At 61.3% G+C, this 22,512-nt stretch carries 19 protein-coding genes and 1 other RNA gene; 13 read left to right on the top strand and 7 right to left on the bottom strand.

Annotation, left to right across the window (positions count from 1 at the left end; translation table 11 throughout):
* Positions 1–34 precede the first annotated feature (34 nt).
* The 6 genes from ligA to FW800_RS06800 all read left to right on the top strand — a co-directional run bounded on the left by ligA (position 35) and on the right by FW800_RS06800 (position 7,826).
* Positions 35–2,401 (top strand): NAD-dependent DNA ligase LigA, encoded by a 2,367-nt coding sequence (gene ligA / locus FW800_RS06825; protein ID WP_103733634.1) that lies wholly within the window; start codon positions 35–37, stop codon positions 2,399–2,401.
* A gap of 117 nt (positions 2,402–2,518) precedes the next feature.
* A complete protein-coding gene (locus tag FW800_RS06820) occupies positions 2,519–3,685 on the top strand; it encodes a zinc-binding metallopeptidase family protein (protein ID WP_446437260.1) in 1,167 nt (388 codons plus the stop codon).
* Positions 3,686–3,820: 135 nt separating this feature from the next.
* Positions 3,821–3,917, top strand: an RNA gene (ffs, locus tag FW800_RS06815) — signal recognition particle sRNA small type.
* Positions 3,918–4,067: 150 nt separating this feature from the next.
* Positions 4,068–6,029: an AAA family ATPase gene (locus tag FW800_RS06810; protein ID WP_103733636.1), complete on the top strand. Its 1,962-nt coding sequence runs from the start codon at positions 4,068–4,070 to the stop codon at positions 6,027–6,029.
* A 158-nt stretch (positions 6,030–6,187) separates the two neighbouring features.
* On the top strand, positions 6,188–7,234 hold the full coding sequence (locus FW800_RS06805) for an N-acetylmuramidase family protein (RefSeq protein ID WP_032879947.1): 1,047 nt from the start codon (positions 6,188–6,190) through the stop codon (positions 7,232–7,234).
* A 1-nt stretch (position 7,235) separates the two neighbouring features.
* Positions 7,236–7,826, top strand: coding sequence for a hypothetical protein (locus tag FW800_RS06800; protein WP_446437259.1), 591 nt, complete (start codon positions 7,236–7,238; stop codon positions 7,824–7,826).
* Positions 7,827–7,939: 113 nt separating this feature from the next.
* Here FW800_RS06800 and FW800_RS06795 read toward each other — a convergent pair whose 3' ends face one another.
* Positions 7,940–8,803 carry a LysR family transcriptional regulator gene (locus tag FW800_RS06795; RefSeq protein ID WP_446437258.1) on the bottom strand — a complete coding sequence of 288 codons (864 nt, stop codon included), beginning with the start codon at positions 8,801–8,803 and terminating at the stop codon, positions 7,940–7,942.
* A gap of 99 nt (positions 8,804–8,902) precedes the next feature.
* Between FW800_RS06795 and FW800_RS06790 the strand changes: the two genes are divergently transcribed.
* The 6 genes from FW800_RS06790 (at position 8,903) to FW800_RS06765 (ending at position 15,562) form a co-directional block, all read left to right on the top strand.
* Positions 8,903–9,844: a DMT family transporter gene (locus FW800_RS06790; protein WP_103733639.1), complete on the top strand. Its 942-nt coding sequence runs from the start codon at positions 8,903–8,905 to the stop codon at positions 9,842–9,844.
* 77 nt (positions 9,845–9,921) lie between these two features.
* Complete coding sequence (gene dnaX, locus FW800_RS06785; protein ID WP_446437257.1) at positions 9,922–11,988, top strand: DNA polymerase III subunit gamma/tau; 2,067 nt, start codon at positions 9,922–9,924, stop codon at positions 11,986–11,988.
* Between the two features lie 43 nt (positions 11,989–12,031).
* Complete coding sequence (locus FW800_RS06780) at positions 12,032–12,370, top strand: YbaB/EbfC family nucleoid-associated protein (protein ID WP_003193199.1); 339 nt, start codon at positions 12,032–12,034, stop codon at positions 12,368–12,370.
* Positions 12,371–12,509: 139 nt separating this feature from the next.
* Positions 12,510–13,544: an NADP-dependent oxidoreductase gene (locus tag FW800_RS06775; protein ID WP_032879952.1), complete on the top strand. Its 1,035-nt coding sequence runs from the start codon at positions 12,510–12,512 to the stop codon at positions 13,542–13,544.
* Positions 13,545–13,610: 66 nt separating this feature from the next.
* Entirely contained in the window at positions 13,611–14,213 is a 603-nt protein-coding gene (gene recR / locus FW800_RS06770) for a recombination mediator RecR (RefSeq protein WP_005790294.1), read from the top strand.
* A gap of 200 nt (positions 14,214–14,413) precedes the next feature.
* Positions 14,414–15,562 carry an acyl-CoA dehydrogenase family protein gene (locus FW800_RS06765; protein WP_446437256.1) on the top strand — a complete coding sequence of 383 codons (1,149 nt, stop codon included), beginning with the start codon at positions 14,414–14,416 and terminating at the stop codon, positions 15,560–15,562.
* Between the two features lie 117 nt (positions 15,563–15,679).
* Here the strand turns inward: FW800_RS06765 and FW800_RS06760 are convergent, their stop codons facing one another.
* Positions 15,680–16,228 carry an adenine phosphoribosyltransferase gene (locus FW800_RS06760; protein ID WP_005790291.1) on the bottom strand — a complete coding sequence of 183 codons (549 nt, stop codon included), beginning with the start codon at positions 16,226–16,228 and terminating at the stop codon, positions 15,680–15,682.
* Positions 16,229–16,306: 78 nt separating this feature from the next.
* Positions 16,307–17,041, bottom strand: a complete 735-nt coding sequence (fnr, locus tag FW800_RS06755) for a fumarate/nitrate reduction transcriptional regulator Fnr (protein WP_005790290.1) — start codon at positions 17,039–17,041, stop codon at positions 16,307–16,309.
* Positions 17,042–17,196: 155 nt separating this feature from the next.
* Between fnr and FW800_RS06750 the strand changes: the two genes are divergently transcribed.
* Positions 17,197–17,658 carry a hypothetical protein gene (locus tag FW800_RS06750; protein ID WP_446437255.1) on the top strand — a complete coding sequence of 154 codons (462 nt, stop codon included), beginning with the start codon at positions 17,197–17,199 and terminating at the stop codon, positions 17,656–17,658.
* A gap of 6 nt (positions 17,659–17,664) precedes the next feature.
* Here the strand turns inward: FW800_RS06750 and hemN are convergent, their stop codons facing one another.
* The 4 genes from hemN to FW800_RS06730 form a co-directional block, all read right to left on the bottom strand.
* Entirely contained in the window at positions 17,665–19,047 is a 1,383-nt protein-coding gene (gene hemN / locus FW800_RS06745; RefSeq protein ID WP_032879955.1) for an oxygen-independent coproporphyrinogen III oxidase, read from the bottom strand.
* Between the two features lie 103 nt (positions 19,048–19,150).
* The gene (locus FW800_RS06740; protein WP_446437254.1) at positions 19,151–19,834 is read right to left on the bottom strand and encodes a sulfite exporter TauE/SafE family protein; all 684 of its coding nucleotides are present in this window, start codon (positions 19,832–19,834) and stop codon (positions 19,151–19,153) included.
* Positions 19,827–20,039: a cbb3-type cytochrome oxidase assembly protein CcoS gene (ccoS, locus tag FW800_RS06735; RefSeq protein WP_032879957.1), complete on the bottom strand. Its 213-nt coding sequence runs from the start codon at positions 20,037–20,039 to the stop codon at positions 19,827–19,829. The genes FW800_RS06740 and ccoS overlap by 8 nt, the downstream gene beginning before the upstream one ends.
* 22 nt (positions 20,040–20,061) lie before the next feature.
* Entirely contained in the window at positions 20,062–22,512 is a 2,451-nt protein-coding gene (locus FW800_RS06730; RefSeq protein WP_446437253.1) for a heavy metal translocating P-type ATPase, read from the bottom strand.

The raw sequence follows: 22,512 nt of genomic DNA, 5'->3' as shown, positions 1-22,512 counted from the left end.
TTCGGCTGCTCTTTTGCTTTATGAGAGAACACCCATGACCGCCGCCCCTACCCGCATTCTCGAACTGCGCGCTGAACTGGATCAGCACAACTATCGCTACCACGTGCTTGACGAGCCGAGCATTCCGGACGCCGAGTACGATCGCTTGTACCACGAGCTCAAGGCCCTGGAAGCCGAGCATCCCGAGCTGGTGACGCGTGATTCACCGACACAGCGGGTCGGCAGTGCGGCGCTGTCGGCATTCACCCAGGTCAAGCATGAGATCCCGATGCTCAGCCTGGGCAACGCCTTTGATGAAACCACCATGCTGGAGTTTGATCGCCGGGTGACCGAGGGTCTCGACCTGCCGGTAGGCGATCTGTTTGGCGCGGGTGCGGCAGTGGAGTACAGCTGCGAGCCAAAGCTCGATGGCCTGGCGGTCAGCCTGCTGTATCAGGACGGCGAACTGGTACGCGGCGCCACCCGGGGTGACGGCACTACCGGTGAGGACATCAGCGTCAACGTGCGCACCGTGCGCAATATTCCGCTCAAGCTGCACGGCAGCGGCTGGCCGGCTACTCTGGAAGTCCGTGGCGAAGTGTTCATGTCCAAGGCCGGGTTCGAACGCCTGAATGCCTCGCAGCTGGAAGTTGGCGGCAAGACCTTCGCCAACCCGCGCAACGCCGCGGCGGGCAGCCTGCGCCAACTGGACTCGAAGATCACTGCCAGCCGCCCGCTGGAATTCTGCTGCTATGGCATCGGCCAGGTGACCGCGGATATCAGCGATACCCATATCGGCAACCTCAAGCAGTTGCAGAAGTGGGGCATGCCGATCAGCCACGAATTGAAGTTGGCCAAGGGTATCCAGGAGTGCCTGGACTACTACCGCGACATTGGCGAGCGCCGTAATGCGCTGGGCTATGAAATCGACGGCGTGGTGTTCAAGGTCAACAGCATCGCGTCCCAGCGTGAACTGGGCTTCCGCGCCCGCGAGCCGCGTTGGGCGATTGCGCATAAATTTCCGGCGATGGAAGAGCTGACCGAGTTGCTCGACGTGGAATTCCAGGTCGGCCGTACCGGTGCTGTGACCCCGGTGGCGCGCTTGAAGCCGGTCAAGGTGGCTGGCGTGACGGTGTCCAACGCGACCCTGCACAACATGGACGAAGTGGCGCGCCTGGGGCTGATGATCGGTGACACGGTGATCATCCGCCGCGCCGGTGATGTGATTCCGCAGGTGGTCTCGGTGGTCACCGAGCGTCGCCCGGAGCACGCCCGTGCGGTGCAGATCCCCGAGAACTGCCCGGTGTGCGGCTCCCATGTGGAGCGCACGCAACTGGTCAAGCGCAGCAAAGGCAAGGAAACCGTCAGCGAAGGCGCGGTGTACCGTTGCGTCGGGCGCCTGGCCTGTGGCGCGCAGCTCAAGCAGGCGATCATCCATTTCGTCTCGCGGCGTGCCATGGACATCGACGGCCTGGGCGACAAGACCATCGAGCAATTGGTGGATGAGAAACTCATCGGTTCGCCGGCAGACCTCTACAAGCTCAAGTACGAACAGATCATCGACCTGGAAGGCTTTGCCGATATCTCCAGCAAGAAGCTGATCAGCGCCATCGAAAACAGCAAGACCCCGACCCTGGCGCGTTTTATCTACGCCCTGGGTATTCCCGATGTGGGCGAAGAGACCGCCAAGGTGCTGGCACGCTCGCTGGCGTCCCTGGAGCGTGTGCAGAAGGCTTTGCCTGAAGTGCTGACCTACTTGCCCGACGTCGGCCTGGAAGTGGCACACGAGATTCATAGCTTCTTTGAAGACAGCCATAACCAGGATGTGATCGGTGCACTGTTGTCGCCGGACGAATGCGGCCTGCAATTGCAGGAGCAAGGCGAACTCAGCGCAGAATTCGCCGCCAGCACCACCTTGGGCGGCTTGCTCGACAAGCTGCATGTACCTTCCGTCGGGCCGGGAGCTGCGCAGAAACTGGCAGACAAGTTCGGTTCGCTGGAAGGCGTGATCAAGGCCGATTGGCTGGATATGCGCCAGGCCCTGCCCGAGAAGCAAGCCAAGGCCGTGCGCGAATTCTTCGACAACCCTGACAACGCCCACCATGCCCTGGCCATCGAACAGCAGCTCAAGGACTTCGGCATGCACTGGCAGAGCGAGAAAAAGGTCGTTGAAGGCTTGCCCGAAGCCGGGCACACCTGGGTACTCACCGGCTCCCTGGAGTTGATGAGCCGCGACGTCGCCAAGGACAAGCTCGAAAGCCTGGGCGCAAAGGTGGCCGGTTCCGTCTCGGCGAAAACCCACTGCGTGGTCGCCGGGCCGGGGGCCGGTTCCAAATTGGCCAAGGCCAGCGAGCTGGGCCTTAAAGTGCTGGATGAGGAGGCCTTCGTCGCCTTCCTGGCCAGCCACAACATCAGCGTCTGACCTCTTCCTGTGGCGAGGGAGCTTGCTCCCGTCGGGCTGCGCAGCAGCCCCTCAAGAAAGCGGAACGATCTCGAGCGAGAAATGATCTAGTCTCTGTCACCCCAGGGAGAGCCCGCCATGTTCCGTTACTTCGAGCAACTCAGTTCGCGCATCGCCGCCCCGTTCATGGCTCAAACCTCGCGCAACAGCAAGGTGTGGCAATGCCGCTGCGGCCAGTCTTTATTCTTTCGCAACAGCCAATGCCTGGCCTGCCAGGCGGTGCTGGGTTATCTGCCGCAGCAAAGCCGTCTGTCTTCCCTGCAGCCCGGCCCTGTCGTTGACACTTGGCTGGCGGATGACGCGCCCGATGCCGGCACCTGGCGTCGCTGCGCCAACCTCGACTCACCGGCCGCGTGCAACTGGCTGATCCCCGCCCACAGCACTGCGTCGCTGTGCGTGGCCTGTAGCCTGAATCGCACAATTCCTGATCTATCCATCCCGGAAAACCCCGAACGCTGGCGCAAGGTCGAAACTGCCAAGCGTCGGCTGGTGGCACAACTGATCAGCCTGGGCCTGCAGGTGGTGCCCAAGAGCGTTGACGAAGACACCGGGCTGGCCTTCGACTTCATCGGGACTGACCTGGCAGGCAATGCGCCGACCACTGGCCATGCCAACGGCCTGATCACCCTCGATATCAAGGAAGCCGACGATGCTCACCGCGAAAAAGTCCGCGTACAGATGCGTGAGCCTTACCGCACCTTGCTCGGTCATTTTCGCCATGAAGTCGGCCACTATTACTGGGATCGGCTGATTGCCAACAGCCACTGGCTTGACGCTTTTCGCACCTTGTTCGGCGATGAGCGCGCCAGTTACGCCGAAGCGCTCGACCAGCATTATCAGAACGGCCCGCGTCCGGATTGGCAGCAAACCTGCGTCAGCGCCTACGCCACCATGCATCCCTGGGAAGACTGGGCTGAAACCTGGGCCCATTACCTGCACATGATGGACGCGGTGGACACCGCGTTGGGCTTTGGCATGAGCGCCCGCGAGATGGACCTGGACTACCAGCCGTTCCCGCTGACAACGCTGTATGACCCGGCACACCCCGGCGGCCCGGCGTTCCTCTCGTTCGTCAATGCCTGGATCGAGCTGGCCGGTATGCTCAACGAACTGTCCCGCGCCATGGGCCAGCCGGATTTCTACCCCTTCGTGCTCCCGCCGGCGGTGATAGCCAAGTTGCACTTTATCCACCTGGTCATCCAGGAAGAGGGCGGCAGAGCGGACGAGGTTCTGCAGGCACAGTGATTGCCCCTGTGGGAGGGGTAATTGCAGAGGGCCATGGCAAGTACTTGAAGCTTCTCATTTTTTACGGTTGTAACTTCCGATCAGATCGGTACAATGGCGCGGCTTGCCGAGAGGCTTGCGTCGTTATGGTGACCCCATCGGTCCCCCCGCAACGATTACCCGTGAACCTGGTCAGAGCCGGAAGGCAGCAGCCACAGCGGGAACATTGTGTGCCGGGGTGTGGCTGGTGGGGTTGCCTCCATAGCGCTCCCTTCTGTTTTACCTATTCCTGAATCCATATAGTCAGCCAGTCATCTGTGACCCTTATCGCACAGTGCACGACGGCCACTCCACGACTAGTGGCATACTCCCAAGCGTGTCTTTCCCCTGGCTACGAGGCTGTATGCACTCGGAACATTTTGATTTGTCCAGCCCTGTGTTCTTGCCGATCACCGAGCAAGCCTGTGCGGGTTTGCTGAGCGGTGACGGTGCAGCAGCGCTGGTAGCCCTGAGTGAGCCGGAGTTGGCGGCGGTGCTGGTGATCCAGAACCTGGCGCAGGTGCCCGAAAGCGACCTGAGCGCCAATGGTGCCGAAAAAGTGTTGGCCAAGCTGATTGACTGGGCGGTAGAGGCCAGCCATTCGGCAAGCGTCTCCCTACTCTCCGAGGCGCAGCGGCTGTTCGACCAAAGGAAGCTGTACTTCGGCCTCAATGTGGTCAAAAGCCTGAAGCTGCGTTTTCTGTTAGCGGAGGAAGTGCAGGCGCGCGACTATCTGTTGCCCAGCGGCAAGTGGGACGTAGAGTACAAAGTCCGCCATCTCAAGACCAATGATCCCTTCAGCAAGCAGATGGTCACGCCCAGGCATCGCGAGCGCTGGTTGAGTGCCGAGCAAGACAAGTTGGTCAGAACCTTCCGTGCCAACTTGAACGAAGACCTGCATGTTCAGGGCTATGCAGGTATCGGCAAGAGTCACCTGCTGGTGGCCCTGATGGAGCACCTGCGCCCGGAAAAGACCTTGTTGCTGGCACGTACCCCGGCAAAGCTGGAAACCCTGCGTGCCCGTATGGTGGGCGTACGCGAGCGAAAGGCCGGGCATACCTTCCATGCATTCGCCCACGCCTTGATGCAGGGTCCCAGGCCCAAGCCGCTGACTGCGCAGGTGAGGGCGCCGAGCAAGCAGGCACTGGCTCAGGAGCTGAATATCTTCGGCTTTCGTGGCCTGCAAGGGCAGGCTGTGGTCGACGTTTGCCTCAACGTATTGCAAGCCTACTGCCGCTCCTGGGAATACAGCCTGTCGGCGAAGCACTTGCCGCATTTCAAACAGCCGCTGTCCAGCGTTGATGCCAGGGCACTGCTCGAATATGCCAGCCGGCTATGGAGCTATCTCGAAGCGAATCCGGCCTGGGGCAGCCAGACTGGGTTTGAAGCCTTGCTGATGATCAAGCGCGCCAGCCTCGCCGGCTGCGTGGTGCCCGAGCGTTATACCCACGTCCTTATCGACGAGAGCCAGGATATTCCGGCGCCGCTGCTGCAAATCATCGAGCGGGGCCGGCAGGTGCTGATAACCCTGGGGGATGAGTATCAGCAGGCCAGTGGAGTCATGGTCAGGCGCGCCCGTGAGGTGCGCCATACGGATGTGTGTTACTCCGTGCGCTCCGGACGCAATGTCGAGCGCCTGGTCAATCCCTTGATCAGCCAGCATTCGGATAAGAGCAAAGTGCTTTTCGAGGGGGCTCGGGATGCCGACGTCGGTATCGAGTTTTATCCGCTGGGCTTTGTACCGCCGCAAGGCTGCGTGGTATTGACCGCATCCCACTGGGACACAATGAAGTGGGCCATCCAGTTGAGCGAAGCCCGTTGTGCGTTCAGCCTGGCCGGTAAAGAAGCGCAGCAGTCGCTCAAGTATTTTATGGACACCGTGGTCGCGTTGTTCAAGCCTGACTTCTACAGCAGCGAGTTCAATGACAGCGGGCCCCACCCGTTTTTCAGCGATATGGCCGATTGGCAGCAAGTACGCGAGGCCTGCCAGTTCGATGAGGCGTTTCTCTGGGTCGAAGCTGAGCTGCAAAAAGGCTTTAATCTGGCGGATGTCACGCGCTTGAACAGGCAAAGCGGCCATCCGGATGAGCGCTGCCTCTTGATGTTGGCGCAAGACGCCGGTGGCATGGAGTTCAACCGGGTGTTGCTCACACCAGCGTTGTTGACCAACGTAAAGTTCCAGGATGCCTACGCGTTCGACCAGCGACTGTGTGCGGTGTATATCGCAATTTCGCGAGCAACCCAGCAGCTCTATCTGCCCTACGATGTGGTTGAGTGGCTCGACTATCACAAGTATCAGAAAACCCGCGAATTACACGGTTACTGAAGGATTTAATCCAGCTGTTTCACAACTTTGGAAAAGCCCTCTGGACAACCCCCAGACCGCCTTGTTAGCTTGCGCCGGCCACTTGTTTCAGAGCATGACAAGGGCATGGACTTGATATTGAAGTGCTATCGCTTCTCTAACTTACAAGGATGTCTGTCATGAAAAGCCTGCAAGGGTTGCCTCGACTTATCAGTGCCTCAGTCGGCGCTCCCGGCAAAGCCCGCAACTTGCCCGCCGATGTGCAGTGCATCCAATATTTATTCAACCTGATCATTCCCAAAATGGGCTTTGCCTTGCTGGAAAACGGCAAGTGTGATGGCCAGTTGGTGCAGTGCATCAGCCAGTATCAGTTCCGCCATCTCAAATATGCTCATCCCGATGGGGTGATCGACCCCACGGGGCGTACGTTCAACAGCTTGATCGAGGAAGCGGTGAAAGTACCCGTACGGGCCTTCCCGACCATGCGTATTCCGAGCTTTCTCAACGCATTGGGCAATAACAACGTCGATGCAGTGCAAGCCACAGTCAATGTCTACCTGAACCAGGTGCGTGCGGTGATCGAAGCCGAGCGGCGCAACCGCCAATTAATGTTGCAGGCCACCTGCGACGGCGGCACGACGCTGAGCGATACGGACTTCCAGAATGCTGCCAAGCAATTGGGCAACGGCATCTCGGTGAATGTGGTCAAGGCGTTCGCCACCATCGAGTCGGGCGGGAAGGTGGGGTTCGGGCCGGCCAAGCTGCCGATCATCGCCTTCGAAGGTCATCACTTTCGCAAGTACACCAAGCATATCTACGACCAGTCGCACCCGCTGCTGTCGTACGTCTACAAGAAAAAAGCCGGGCCGCAGTGGCAGACCAACAACAAGGACCAGGTCAAGGCCTGGGAAACCATGGCCACCGCTTTTGCTCTCGACCAGGAAGCGGCACTGATGTCGGCGTCCTGGGGGATGTTTCAGGTCATGGGGTTCAACTTCGCGTCGTGCGGGTTCAAGACGGTGTTCGAGTTTGCAGCGGCGTTAAAAGTAAACGCCGGTAATCAACTCAAGGCCTACCTCAGTTTTTGCAGCAAGAGCACGGCGCTGATGAGTGCGATGAAAAACAAGGATTTCACAGCCATGGCTCGTAACTATAACGGCGAGGACTATGGCAACTATGACGTGCTGATGAAACAAGCCTACGAAGCCTTTGAAGGGAAGAAATAAGATGATTCGTTTTCTGGCGATGGGAATGCTGTCGTTGTGCGCCGTGGCCCCCGCGTTTGCTGGTTCGGCCGCTTTGCATTCAGGCAAGTACGAAGGGTTGATGCTGGCGGTGACGCCCGGTAACCAGGTTGAAGGCTTTTATTCCGAAGCGATGGGCGAGGGCGTTAGCCGCCGTTGCACCTTCTACCTGCAAGGCAAGCCAGAGACGCTTACCACCTGGCTGGATGCTGCCTACCCTGGGAGTGTGGCAGTGGCGTCCGACGGTGTGGTCCTGACAGTGGAGCAGGGCCGTCAACACCCCGGCTGCATCAACGTGTTGATGCCGGAAATTGCCACGGGCCTGGACCTGACCCAGACCGCCTGCAAAAAGTGGATCGGGCTGGTGACGGTGTCTGCCGACAAGGCTTACCTGCTGAAAACTCCGGGGGCCAAGGCGGTCAAGCGTCCCTATATCGTCAAGGGTGATGTAGTGGGTGTGCTGGCGTTCAAGGACGGCTGGGCGCAGGTGGAGTTTATCAATGCGCACGACCGTTCCTTCACGGGCTGGATCAGCCAGGGCCAGTACACACGGTTGGCTGCACCGAAGCTCTGAGAAGCTCTGAAATGTGGGAGGGGGCTTGCTCCCGATGAGGAAGGGTCAGCTAGCACCTATATTGATTGACCCGCCGCTATCGGGAGCAAGCCCCCTCCCACATTTTGGCGGTGTTAGCCGAAGGTTTCGCGCAGTAGCCCGGAGAATGCATCCCGTGCAAGATGCCGCTGGGTATCTTTGTGCCAGAACAGCAAGTTGTCTACCGCTGCCAGTTCGTCGAACCGATACGATGCCAGCTGATTGGCCTGCTCATAACGCGCCAGGATGCCCTCCGGCGCCAAAGCCACGCCAATCCCCGCGCTGACGCAGCCGATGATCGTGCCCCAACTGGTATAGCTGGCAATCGCCGGCTTGAAGTCCTGGGGCTTGAGCCAGTTTTCCAGTGTTGCGCGGTAGGGGCAGCCGGGCGGCCACACCAATAATGTGCGGCCAGCCAGGTCTTCGGGGCTGTGGATGGGCGTGCTGGACGCGCTGGCGATCAGTACCAGGCGTTCGCTGTAGACCACGCTGTGCTCCAGCTTCGTGTGTTTGCCACTGGCGGCCACGAGGGCCACATCCAGACGATGGTGTTGCAGGTCGTCCAATAGTTGCGCCCAGGCGCCGGTCACCAACTCCAGGCTGACCTCGGGATAACGCCGGTGATACTCCGCCAACAGCGGCGGCAGGCGGCCGCTGGCGCTGGATTCCACCGCACCGATGCGCAAGGTGCCACGGGGAATCGCGCTGGCATCCACCGCACGCTTGGACTCATCCACCAACGCCAGGATGCGCTCGCAGTAATCCAGGAAGATCTCACCCGCAGCACTGATCGCCAGCCCGCGGCCGGCGCGGATAAACAACGGTGTGCCCAACTCACTTTCCAGCTGCTTGATGCGGGTGGTGATGTTGGACGGCACACAGTGCAGTTGCAGGGCGGCCTGGGCCACGCTGCCGGTTTGCGCCACGGCTCGCACCATTTTCAGTTGGGCCAGTTCCATTGCTCAGTTCCAGTGATTTCAGAAGTCAGAAACGCTTAATTGTCCTACGCCTGGCCCGGGCCAAGACTGACGGCACTCCTTCTTTTATGGATGCCATCGATGAGTACCCCGTCACCGCTCAAGCTTACGCTAGTCATTGCCAGCGTCATCCTCTGTTGGGCTTATTCACCCATAGGCGTGCATATGGGGCTGCACAGCTACAGCCCTGGCCAATTGGCGTTGCTGCGTTTCTTGATTGCGTCGCTATTCATGGCGGCTGTGGCCTGGGTAGTCGGCATTGGCCGGCCCCAGGTGCGCGACCTGCCGTGGCTGCTGGTGCTGGGTTTCTTCGGGGTGTTCCTGCACCACACCAGCCTCAATCACGGGCAGCAATGGGTGACAGCGGCGGCGTCGAGTGTGTTGGCACAGTCGGCACCGCTGTTCAGTGTGTTGATCGCTTTTTTCTGTTTGCAGGAGCGCGTCAGCATCTGGCGTTGGAGCTGTGTACTGTTGGGGTTGGCCGGCGTGCTGGTGGTGATCTGGGGCGATCATGGTGTAGGCGATATCGACCCGCGCGGCTTGTTGATCCTGCTGGCGGCCTGCTCATGGAGCGTGTACTTCGCCATCCAGCGGCATTACGCCCATCGCTACAGTCCGTTGACGATGGCGTGCTACATGGTCTGGTCCGGCACCTTGATGCTTTGCGTGAACCTGCCGGGCCTGCCTGCCGCTATCGTGCAGGCGCCGTTGCGGGAGAACCTCGCGGTGCTGGTGTTGGGTATTTTTCCCAGTGCGTTGGCCTATCTGGCCTGGGGTTATGTGCTCAAGCACGTCGAAGTCAGCCGCGCTTCGGTGGCGATGTACCTGATTCCGCCGGTTGCCATGGTGATGGCCGCCACGCTGCTCGGTGAACAGGTGACCCTGCAGGTGATGCTGGGTGCGGTGATCGTGCTGACCAGCGTCGCCGCTATCAGCCTGGAGGGACGCTGGCGCTCAATCGTGCGGCCGGCACACCCGCAGACGCCATCTGGACGGGCAATCAAGCCAGCTTCGTCAGATTAGACGAGCGTGCCGGATGCAATTTCCCCCCTGCTCCGCTAGCATTACCGGCTTCCGCTTCCCAGTTGCGACGGTTTTCGATGAGTTATCAGGTTCTTGCACGTAAATGGCGCCCGCGCTCGTTCCGCGAAATGGTCGGCCAGACCCATGTGCTCAAGGCTCTGATCAATGCCTTGGACAGCCAGCGGCTGCACCACGCCTATCTGTTCACCGGTACTCGCGGGGTGGGCAAGACCACCATTGCGCGCATCATCGCCAAGTGCCTGAACTGTGAGACCGGTATCACGTCAACGCCTTGCGGCACCTGTTCGGTCTGCCGCGAGATCGACGAAGGGCGTTTCGTCGACCTGATCGAGATCGACGCCGCAAGCCGCACCAAGGTCGAAGATACCCGCGAGCTGCTCGACAACGTGCAGTACGCGCCGAGCCGTGGGCGCTTCAAGGTCTACCTGATCGACGAAGTGCACATGCTGTCCAGCCACTCCTTCAATGCGCTGTTGAAAACCCTGGAAGAGCCGCCGCCCTACGTTAAGTTCATCCTGGCCACCACCGACCCGCAGAAACTTCCTGCAACCATTTTGTCGCGGTGCCTGCAGTTCTCGCTGAAGAACATGACGCCCGAGCGCGTGGTCGAGCATTTGACCCATGTGCTGGGTGTCGAGAACGTACCGTTCGAAGACGACGCCCTGTGGTTGCTGGGCCGCGCTGCCGACGGTTCGATGCGCGACGCCATGAGCCTCACCGACCAGGCCATCGCTTTTGGCGAAGGCAAGGTGATGGCTGCCGATGTGCGCGCCATGCTCGGTACCCTGGACCACGGCCAGGTCTTCGACGTGCTGCACGCGCTGATCGAGGGCGACGCCAAGGCATTGCTTGAGGCCGTGCGCCACCTGTCGGAGCAAGGCCCGGACTGGAATGGCGTACTCTCGGAAATCCTCAATGTGCTGCACCGCGTCGCTATCGCCCAGGCCCTGCCGGAAGGCGTGGATAACGGCCATGGCGATCGCGACCGCGTGTTGGCCCTGGCCCAGGCATTACCGGCCGAGGATGTGCAGTTTTACTACCAGATGGGCCTGATCGGCCGCCGCGACCTGCCCCTGGCGCCGGACCCGCGGGGTGGCTTTGAAATGGTGATGCTGCGGATGCTGGCGTTCCGGCCGGCGGATTCGGCAGACGCGCCGAGACAGCCGCTAAAGCCAGTGGGGATCAGCCAGGCCACAGTTGATTCCGCCAAACCAGTGGCTGGCGCGGCCGTTGTCGCGCCAGTAGTGGCTGCGCCTGCACCGGTGGCGCCGGCACCTGAGCCCGAACCTGCGCCGGTTGCAGTGGCACCTGTGGTTGAGCCCGAGCCGGTTATCGAGCCCGCCCCCGTGGTCGACCTGCCCTGGAACGATCCGGTCGAAGCAGAGGCTGAGCCCGAGGCTGAGCAACAGCCCGCCGTAGAACCCGTACTGGAAACTGCCGGCGAGCAGCCCGAGCTGACGCCGATGCCTGCGCCGACCCCGGACAGCGTGGTGCCGGATGCCCCTGAGTGGGTATCGGCGCCGGTTCCCGAGCCGACGGTAGCCCAGGTCGAGGCCGCGACCCCCGGCATCGACCTGGACGACGAACCGCCGCTGGACGAAGACTACATCGAGCCGGACATGGATTCGGCCTACAGCTACCTGGACGAATTGGCCAGCGAGCACACCGCCAAGCCAGCGCCCGAGCCCGAGGCAGAACCGGCTGCGGCCCCGGCCACCGGCCTGGCCCTGCAATGGCTGGAATTGTTTCCGAAATTGCCGATCTCCGGCATGACCGGGAGTATCGCCGCCAACTGCACACTGATCTCCATCGAGGGCGACCATTGGCTGCTGCACCTGGATCCGGCCCACAGCGCCTTGTTCAATGCGACCCAGCAGCGTCGGCTCAACGATGCGCTCAACCAATACCATGGGCGCACGCTGACCATCGCCATCGAACTGATCAAGCCCGAGCAGGAAACCCCGGCCCAGGCCGCGACCCGTCGGCGTCTGAACCGCCAGCGCGAGGCTGAGGATTCGATCCACGCTGATCCGCTTATCCAACAAATGATGCAACAGTTCGGTGCGGTCGTCCGCCACGATACTATTGAACCTGTCGAAGCCCCGGTGCCCCAAGCGTCATGACACCGGGCTATTTATTGATCCACGTACTTTTGAGGTGATTCCCATGATGAAAGGTGGCATGGCCGGCCTGATGAAGCAGGCACAGCAGATGCAGGAAAAAATGGCCAAGATGCAGGAAGAACTGGCCAACGCCGAAGTCACCGGTAAAGCCGGTGGCGATATGGTCAGCGTGGTGATGACCGGTCGTCACGACATCAAGCGTGTCAGCATCGACCCGAGCGTGTTGCCTGGCGTGGGCGAAGATGACCTGGAAATGCTCGAAGCGTTGTTCGCCGCAGCCGTCAACGATGCTGTGCGCAAGATCGAAGCCAATAGCCAGGACAAAATGTCCGGCGTGACGGCTGGCATGCAGCTGCCACCGGGCATGAAACTGCCGTTCTGATACAAACGTTGGCTAGACTCAAATGCCGGGCATTGCGCCTGGCATTTTTTTTGCGCGCACGAAACATCGAACCCCGGCCCGTTGCCTATGGTCTGCACCCTATACCGCTGAATTCTCATCGATAAAAGGAGCCCCGCTGATGCCTCAAGAAATGACGCTCAACCAACGCATCGTTCTGGTCTCACGCCCTCAAGGCGCACCCACGCCGGAAAACTTCCGCCTGGAACGTGTAAGCCTGCCGGATCTGGCAGACGGTCAGGTGCTGCTCAAGACGCTGTACCTGTCTTTGGACCCCTACATGCGTGGACGCATGAGTGACGCGCCGTCCTACGCCGCGCCCGTGGAAATCGGCGAAGTGATGACCGGCGGTGCTGTCAGCCGTGTCGAGCAATCACGCAACCCGAAATTCGAGGTAGGTGATCTGGTGGTCGGTGCCACCGGCTGGCAGAGCCACAGTATCTGCGACGGCAAGAACCTGATGCCATTGCCCAAGGGGCTTGCGAGCCCGTCGATGGCTCTGGGCGTGTTGGGTATGCCAGGCATGACCGCTTACATGGGCCTGATGGATATCGGCCAGCCGAAGGCCGGGGAAACCCTGGTGGTGGCGGCTGCGTCCGGCGCGGTGGGCTCGGTGGTGGGGCAGGTGGCCAAGCTCAAGGGCTTGCGCGTGGTGGGGGTTGCTGGCGGTGCCGACAAGTGCCGCTATGTGGTGGATGAGCTGGGCTTTGACGCCTGTATCGACCACAAGAGCGCAGACTTCGCCCATGAGCTGGCCCTGGCCTGTTTCAAAGGCGTGGACATTTATTTCGAAAACGTCGGCGGTAAGGTCTTCGATGCGGTGCTGCCGCTGCTCAATGCCAAGGCGCGCGTGCCGCTGTGCGGGTTGATCGCCGGCTATAACGCCCATGAAACCCCCAGCGGCCCTGATCGCCTGCCGGCACTGCAACGCACCTTGCTGACCAAGCGTGTGCGTATCCAGGGCTTTATCGTGTTCGACGACTATGGCGACCGCCAGCCGGAATTCCTCAGCGCCATGGCGCCGTGGGTGCGCGATGGCAAGATCAAGTTCCGCGAGGATGTGGTCGATGGCCTGGAGCAAGCGCCTGAAGCCTTTATCGGCTTGCTGGAGGGACGCAACTTCGGCAAGTTGGTGGTGCGCGTCGCGCAAGATTGAGTATTTGACGCTAATCCGGGGCGCGGGTATAAACCGCGTCTCGTTGTTTTGTCGGACCTTTCGCCCATGAGCTTCAGCCCCCTGATTCGCCAACTGATCGACGCCCTGCGCACCTTGCCAGGTGTTGGCCAGAAAACTGCCCAGCGCATGGCGCTGCAACTGCTGGAGCGTGATCGCAGTGGCGGCACCCGCCTGGCCCAGGCTCTGAGCCAGGCCATGGAAGGCGTGGGCCACTGCCGTCAGTGCCGCACCCTCACCGAAGAAGAACTTTGCCCGCAATGCGCCGACCCCCGTCGCGACGACACGTTGCTCTGCGTGGTGGAGGGGCCGATGGATGTGTATGCAGTGGAGCAGACCGGTTATCGCGGCCGCTACTTTGTGCTCAAGGGCCACCTGTCGCCGCTCGACGGTTTGGGGCCGGAAGCCATCGGTATCCCGCAACTGGTCGCGCGCATTGAAGAGCAGGGCACCTTTAGCGAAGTGATCCTGGCGACCAACCCGACGGTGGAAGGTGAAGCCACGGCGCATTACATCGCCCAACTGCTGACCAACAAGGGCTTGATCACTTCTCGGATTGCCCATGGCGTGCCGTTGGGGGGCGAGTTGGAGTTGGTGGATGGCGGTACCTTGGCGCACTCTTTCGCCGGTCGCAAACCGATCGCGCTCTAACATCCGCAGCAGGATCAAATGTGGGAGGGGGCTTGCTCCCGATTGCTGTGTGTCAGTCGACAGAGTTATTGGCTGATCCACCGCTATCGGGAGCAAGCCCCCTCCCACAGTAGTTTTATGGTGTCAGTGATAACTGTGTATGGCTTGAAAACCAAGCAAGCGCTTGGTAAGTTCGTTCCATCTCGCCATGGAGCTTGCCGATGTCTGCCTATCAGGAATACTTCGACCCCAGCCACCAATTGGTCCGCGACAGCGTGCGCCGGTTTGTCGAGCGCGAGATGTTGCCGGGGATCGAGCACTGGGAGGAGGCTGAGAGCTTTCCTCGTGAGCTTTACCTCAAAGCCGGAGCGGCGGGCATTCTTGGGATCGGCTACCCCGAGGCATTGGGTGGAAGCCACGAAGGCGATCTGTTCGCCAAGGTCGCCGCCAGCGAAGAACTGATGCGTTGCGGTTCCGGTGGTGTGGTGGCCGGGCTCGGCTCCCTGGATATCGGCCTGCCGCCCATCGTCAAATGGGCCCGGCCTGACGTGCGGGAGCGTATAGCGCCCCTGGTGCTGGCCGGCGAGAAAATCATCGCCCTGGCGGTTACCGAACCGAGTGGCGGCTCTGATGTCGCCAACCTGCACACCCGCGCCGTGCGTGACGGTGAGCACTACCGTGTGAGCGGTGCCAAGACCTTTATTACCAGCGGCATTCGGGCGGATTTCTATACTGTGGCGGTGCGCACCGGCGGGCCGGGCTTCGGCGGTATCAGCCTGTTGCTGATTGAAAAAGACACCCCCGGTTTCACCGTTGGCCAGCCGCTGAAGAAGATGGGCTGGTGGGCGTCGGACACGGCCGAGTTATTTTTCGACGACTGCCACGTGCCCGTCGGCAACCTCATCGGCGCTGAAGACATGGGGTTTGCCTGCATCATGGGCAACTTCCAGAGCGAACGCCTGGCGCTGGCGCTGATGGCCAACATGACCGCGCAACTGGCCCTGGAAGAAAGCCTCAAGTGGGCCGCCCAGCGCGAAGCGTTCGGTAAACCCATCGGCAAGTTCCAGGTGCTCAAGCACCGCCTGGCGGAAATGGCCACTGCCGTGGAAGTGTCCCGCGAGTTCACTTACCGTCAGGCGGCGAAGATGGCCGCCGGCAAGAGCGTGATCAAGGAGATTTCCATGGCCAAGAACCTGGCCACGGATACCGCTGATCGAGTGACTTATGATGCGGTGCAGATACTAGGGGGGCAGGGGTATATGCGTGGCAGCCTGGTGGAACGGCTGTATCGCGATAACCGGATTCTGTCGATCGGGGGCGGGACGCGCGAAGTGATGAATGAAATCATCAGTAAGCAGATGGGGCTTTGACCTGCGGTGTTCTTTCGGGCCTCATCGGGAGCAAGCCCCCTCCCACATTCTTGATTGTGTTCACAAGTCAAAATGTGGGAGGGGGCTTGCTCCCGATGGGGCCGGCCATGCTAACGACTACCTTTCAGTCAGCCCAAACTGCGTCAGGCAAAACGTGGGAATCCCCATGTCTTCCAACCGCTGCGAACCACCCAATTCCGGTAAATCAATAATCGCCGCCGCTTCAAAGATCTGCGCGCCCATGCGCCGTACCAGGTTGGCCGCAGCAATCAGGGTGCCACCCGTGGCGATCAGGTCATCGAATATCAGCACCGAATCACCTTCGCACAGGCTGTCGGCGTGTACTTCCAGGAAGGCTTCGCCGTACTCGGTCTGGTAACCCTCGGCCAGCACGTCCGCGGGCAGCTTGCCTTGCTTGCGAAACAGGATCAGCGGCTTGTTGAGCTGGTAGGCGATGATCGAACCGATCAGGAAACCGCGGGCATCCATCGCACCGATATGCGTGAAATCGGCTTCGACATAGCGCTGGGCAAAGCTGTCGGCTACCAGGCGCAGGGCGCGGGGTGATTGGAACAGCGGGGTGATGTCACGAAAGATAACCCCAGGCTTGGGGAAGTCGATGACAGGGCGAATCAGGGATTTGATGTCGAACGAATCGAAGGTCATCGTCGCAGAGTCCTGGGCGGAAAACGGACTCGAAGTATACCTGCGGCCTTGCCGATTGGCGCGGCCGCAGTGTCTGGATCAGACCTCCAGTGAGCCCCCGGCCAATGCGCAAAGCTGGATCGGGTCGAGGATATGCACTTCCTTGCCCTCGGCAGCAATCAACTGGTTCTGCTGGAAGCGGGTAAACACGCGGGACACGGTCTCAACTGCCAGGCCCAGGTAATTGCCGATTTCATTACGCGACATGCTCAGGCGGAACTGGTTGGCCGAGAAACCACGGGCACGGAAGCGCGCCGACAGGTTGACCAGGAATGTCGCGATGCGCTCGTCGGCGGTTTTCTTCGACAGCAGCAGCATCATTTGCTGGTCGTCACGAATCTCGCGGCTCATCACGCGCATCAACTGGCGGCGCAGTTGCGGCAGTTGCAGGGCCAATTCATCCAGGCGCTCGAAAGGAATTTCGCACACCGAAGTGGTCTCCAGCGCCTGGGCCGACACCGGATGGATCTCGGTGTCCATCCCCGACAGCCCGACCAACTCGCTGGGCAAGTGGAAGCCAGTGATTTGTTCTTCACCGCCGTCGCTGAGGCTGAATGTCTTCAACGCGCCCGAACGTACTGCATAGACGGAATCAAACTTGTCCCCCTGGCGAAACAAAAATTCGCCTTTTTTCAATGGGCGGCCGCGTTTGACGATGTCGTCCAGCGCATCCATGTCTTCCAGATTCAACGAAAGTGGCAGGCAGAGGGGAGCCAGGCTGCAATCCTTGCAATGGGCCTGGCTGTGAGCGCGCAGTTTAACTGGCTCGGACATTTCTTAAATCCTTGTGGGAAAACACACATAAGACGTAAGGGTAACGCACTGGGGGGTATGGAGGCCAGCGTGTACAAAAAACCTGTCGGTATATAAAGATCTGGCTAAAACCGCCGATAGTACTGCTATCGACTACAAACACGGCGACTCAAAACATGTTAGCCCTCAGTACTCAACTCGCTTCGCGTACTCAGATCCAGGCACAGCCCGAAACCAAGAAAGCTGCCGATTCCGATGTTGCCGCGATTCCGACAGCGGATGAAGCCAAGCCTGCCGTTTCGGTGACCATTTCCGGCGCCGCGATGAAAGCTGCCGCGGCGGAAAAAACCTCAAACAGTGACATCGACGAAAGCGGCCTGGCGGACAACGTCAAGAATCTGCTCAAGATGATTCGTGAGATCAAAAAGCAGATTGCCGAGAAACAGGCTGAGATGGCATCGGTAATGGCCGACAGAAGTCTCAGCCCTGAACAGGCCCGTGCCCGGCTCTCCGGGCTGCAGTCAGCGTTGAGCGCGCTGCAAGCCAGCTTGACCAGCGCCCAGGCGTCCCTGACCAAGGCGATGAAAGACATGAGCGCGGGTGATGCGGTCAAGGCCGCGAGCCTGGCCATGAAGTAAGAACGTCTAGATGACCCGCGAAAATCGTTGCCTGTTCTGGTGCTCCAGATAGGCATCGAACACCATGCACACTGAACGCACCAGCAAGCGCCCGGCCGGCAGCACACGAATGCCCCGGGCGTCCAACTCGATCAGGCCATCGGTGGCCATCGTCTCCAATTGCGGCCATAGCTCGGCGAAGTAGCCGCGAAAGTCGATGTTGTACGCCTGTTCGATCGCCTCGAACCCCAGGCTGAAATTGCAGATCAACTGCTGGATCACTTCCCGTCGCAGACGATCGTCAGTGGTGCAGACCAAACCACGGCTGGTTGCCAGTTGTGCGCCCGCCAAGGCGTTCTGGTAGTGGGTGAGGTCGCTGCTGTTCTGGCAATACAAGTCGCCAATCTGGCTGATCGCCGAAACGCCCAACCCAATCAGATCGCAATGCCCGTGGGTGGTATAGCCCTGGAAGTTGCGCTGCAGCTTGCCTTCCTCCTGGGCGATGGCCAGTTCGTCGTCCGGCAGGGCGAAGTGATCCATGCCGATATAGCGGTAGCCGGCCTGGGTCAGTTGTTCAATGGTGGTTTGCAGCATCAGCAGTTTTTCGGCCGGCGAGGGCAGCTCGTCGGTGTTGATCCGCCGTTGGGGCATGAAACGTTCCGGCAGATGGGCGTAGTTGAATACGGACAAGCGGTCCGGCTGCAAGCGGATGACTTCTTCCACAGTGCGCGCAAAGTTCAGCGGTGATTGCTTGGGCAAGCCGTAGATCAAATCGATATTGATCGAGCGAAATTGCAGGGTACGTGCCGCATCGATCACTGCGCGGGTCTCTTCCAGGCTTTGCAGGCGATTGACCGCTCGTTGCACCTCGGGGTCAAGGTCTTGCAGGCCGATGCTTACGCGGTTGAAACCCAGCTCGCGCAGCAGGCCCATGGTGGCCCAGTCGGCTTCGCGAGGGTCGATTTCGATGCCATAGTCGCCCGAATCATCATCGAGCAAATTGAAATGCTGGCGCAGGCAATTCATCACCTGGCGCAGTTCATCGTGGCTGAGAAAAGTCGGTGTGCCGCCGCCAAAGTGCAATTGCTCCACTGGCTGCTTCGGATCGAGGTGGCAGGCCACCAGCTGGATTTCCTGCTGCAGGCGCTGCAAGTAGGCCTGGGCGCGACCACGGTCCTTGGTGACCACTTTGTTGCAGGCGCAGTAGTAGCAAATGTTGGCGCAGAACGGTACGTGCACATACACCGATAACGGCCGTACCGCCTTGCGGCTTTCGCGCAGGGCGTGGAGCAGGTCGAAGGTGCCGACCTGGCTGTCCAATTGGACGGCGGTAGGGTAGGACGTGTAGCGCGGCCCCGCCAAGTCGTAGCGGTGAATCAGATCTGTGTCCCAACGAATGGCGTCGAGCATGCGGGCGGTCCCCCGGATTGGCTAGTGGGCCGAGTCTAGGGGCAGGGCTGGCAAGGCATGTTGATTTGCATCAACGGGGAGCGGCGCTATGCCACAGGGGCTTTCAATGACCCATGAGCCAGTGCTGATGCGGGCCCGGCAAGGTCCAGATACCGAAGATGATCACCAACAGGCCGCCGGCCATGCGCACGCTGCGTTTACGCAAGAGCGCGGTGACACGCTCCGCCGCCAGCCCGGTGGCCAGCAGCACCGGCCAGGTGCCGAGGCCGAATGCGAGCATCAGCAACGCGCTGTCCAGCGCATTGCTCTGGCTCGCGGCCCACAGCAGGGTGCTGTAGACCAACCCGCACGGCAACCAGCCCCACAGCGCGCCCAGCAGCAAGGCGCGCGGCAGGCTCGACACCGGCAGCAACCGGTTGGCCAGCGGCTGGATATGCCGCCACAGGCCGCGTCCGAGGCTTTCGATGCGGGTCAGGCCGCTCCACCAACCGGCCAGGTACAGGCCCATGCAAATCAGCAGTAACCCGGCGAGTACGCGCATGAACATCGCCGCCGGGCTGTTGGCCACCGCCCAGCCGGCCAGGCCGATCAGCAAGCCGGCCGTGGCATAGCTGAGGATGCGCCCCAGGTTGTACGCCAGCAGCAGGCGAAAGCGGCGGCTGCGTTGCTCCTTGGGGATCGCCAGGGTCAGGGCGCCCATCAGTCCGCCACACATGCCCAGGCAATGGCCGCCGCCCAGCAGGCCGAGGATCAGCGCCGAGACCAGCAGGGGCGCCAGCTCAAGCATGGGGTGGATCTTTGGGCGGTTGTTCGGGGCTGTTGGCTTGGTCGATGGCGGCCAGGTGGTTCGGGTCCTGGTCGTCGAACAACACGCTGTGGGCGGGGCCATCGAGATCCTCGTACTGGCCGCTGTCCACGGCCCAGAAGAAGATGTAGATCGCCACACCCACTAACAGCAGCGCCGCCGGTATCATCACGTATAGAGCTGGCATCTGCACTCCATGCCCACGCGGCTCAGGCCGGCAGCGGGCGGGTTATCAAGGTGGTGCCGGTGGCTGGCGCGCTCGGCAGGCGAGTCAGGCGCAAGGCGTTGAGCACCACGGTCAATGAGCTGAGGGACATGCCGATCGCCGCCCAGATTGGGGTGATCCAGCCCAGGGCGGCAAACGGCAGCATAAGGCCATTGTACAGCCCGGCCCACAGCAGGTTCTCAATGATCACTCGACGGGTGCGCCGCGCCAGGCTGAAGGCCTGCACCAAGGCATCCAGGCGGTTGGACAACAGCACCGCGTCGGCGCTGGTTTTCGCCAGGTCAGTGGCCGAGCCCATGGCCACGCTGATATCGGCGGCGGCCAGCACCGGCACATCATTGACGCCATCGCCCAGCATCAGCACCTTGCGGCCTTGCCTGTGCAGGTTTTGCAGCACCTGCAACTTGTCATCAGGGCGCAGGCCGCCGTGGGCTTCGTCGATGCCCAACTCAAGGGCCACACTGGCGACCATCGGTGAGCTGTCGCCCGAGAGCAGCAGCGTACGCCAGCCGCGTGCCTTGCACGCTGCGAGCAGGGCAGGGGCGTCGCTGCGCAGGCGGTCGTCGAGTACGAACCAGGCGAGGGCGCCGCTGTTGTCACCCAACAGCAGCCATTGCCCGGCTTCGTCCGGTGAGGCGGGAATCGCGCAGCCACTGAGTTCGCAGACAAAACCCGGTTGGCCAATACGCAACAGGCGGTCCCCCACCCGACCCTCCAGGCCCAGGCCAGGGGTGCTCAACACTTCATCAGCGGCCAGTGGCGCACGCCCAAAGGCACGAGCAATCGGGTGTTCCGAGCGGTTCTCCAGGGCGGCGGCGAGGCCCAGGCACTGGTCGCTGTCCAGCGCGCCCAGGGGCTGGATGGCGCGCAACGCCAGGCGTCCTTCGGTGAGGGTGCCGGTCTTGTCGAAAATCACCGTGTCGATCTGGTTCAGGCCTTCAAGCACATGGCCGCGGGTCAGTAGCAACCCCAGGGTGTGCAAGGTGCCGGTGGCAGCGGTCAGGGCGGTTGGGGTGGCCAGGGACAGTGCACACGGGCAAGTCGCCACCAGCATCGCCAACACAATCCAGAATGCGCGTGACGGGTCCAGTTCCCACCACAGCAGGCCGATCAGCACGGCGGCGATCAGCGAGCACAGCAGGAACCACTGCGCGGCACGGTCGGCGATTTGCGCCAGGCGTGGTTTCTCGGCCTGGGCGCGCTCCAGCAGGCGCACAATGGCGGACAGACGCGTGTCGTGGCCCAGGGCGCGCACCTCGACCGTCAGTGCGCCCTCGACATTCAGCGTGCCAGCCGTAACGCTGTCGCCGACCCGCCGCGGCTGTGGCAGGTACTCGCCGGTCAGCAGGGATTCATCGATGCTGGATTGGCCGTCGAGGATCACGCCATCCGCCGGCAGCACCGCGCCGGGATGCACCAGGACACGATCACCCAATGCCAGTTCACTGAGCAGGATGCGTTCGCTCTGACCATCACCTTGGAGGCGCAAGCAGGAGGCGGGCAACAGGTTGACCAATTGAGCGGTGGCCGCTGCGGTGCGCTCCCGGGCGCGGCGCTCAAGGTAACGCCCGGCCAGCAGGAACAGCGCAAACATGCCCACGGCATCGAAATACAATTCGCCCACGCCAGTGATCGCGGTCCAGATGCCCGCCAGGTACGCACCGCCAATTGCCAGGGATACCGATACGTCCATGGTCAGGTGTCGCGTGCGTATGTCACGCAGCGCCCCTTTGAAGAACGGCGCGCAGCTATAGAACACGATGGGGGTGGTGAGAAACATCGCAACCCAGCGCAGGATCACGTGCAACTCCGGGCTCAGGTCGATATTGAATTCCGGCCAGGTCGCCATGGTTGCCATCATCGCCTGGAACCACAGCAAGCCGGCAACCCCCAGTTGACGCAGGGCCAGGCGATTTTCGCTGGCCAATTGTTCGGCGGCGCGGTCGGCCTGGTAGGGGTGGGCGGCGTAGCCGATATGGCGCAGTTCGCTGAGCAGTTGGCTCAACGGCAGTTGCCCATCGGCCCAGCGCACGTGCAAGCGATGGTTGGACAGGTTCAGCCGCGCCTCGGCCACCGCGGGCAGGCTGCGCAGGTGTTTCTCGATCAACCAGCCGCAGGCGGCGCAGCTGATGCCTTCCATCAACAGGGTGGTTTCGGCCAAGTCGCCTTGATGGCGCACAAAGGGTTTTTGCACATCGGCGCGGTCGTACAGCGCCAGCTCATCCACCAGTTGCACGGGGAGCGCCTCAGGGTTGGCCGAGGCTTCGCTGCGGTGCTGGTAATAGCTTTCCAGCCCACCGGCCACAATCGCTTCGGCCACGGCCTGACAGCCGGGGCAGCAGAGTTCGCGGCTTTCGCCGAGGATCCGGGCGGTGAACCGGCTGCCGGATGGGACGGGCAGGGCGCAGTGGTAGCAGGGGATTGGGCTGGTCAT

The sequence above is a fragment of the Pseudomonas sp. 910_23 genome (genome assembly GCF_052850795.1).
This window is presented reverse-complemented; position numbering and strand designations above follow the sequence as displayed.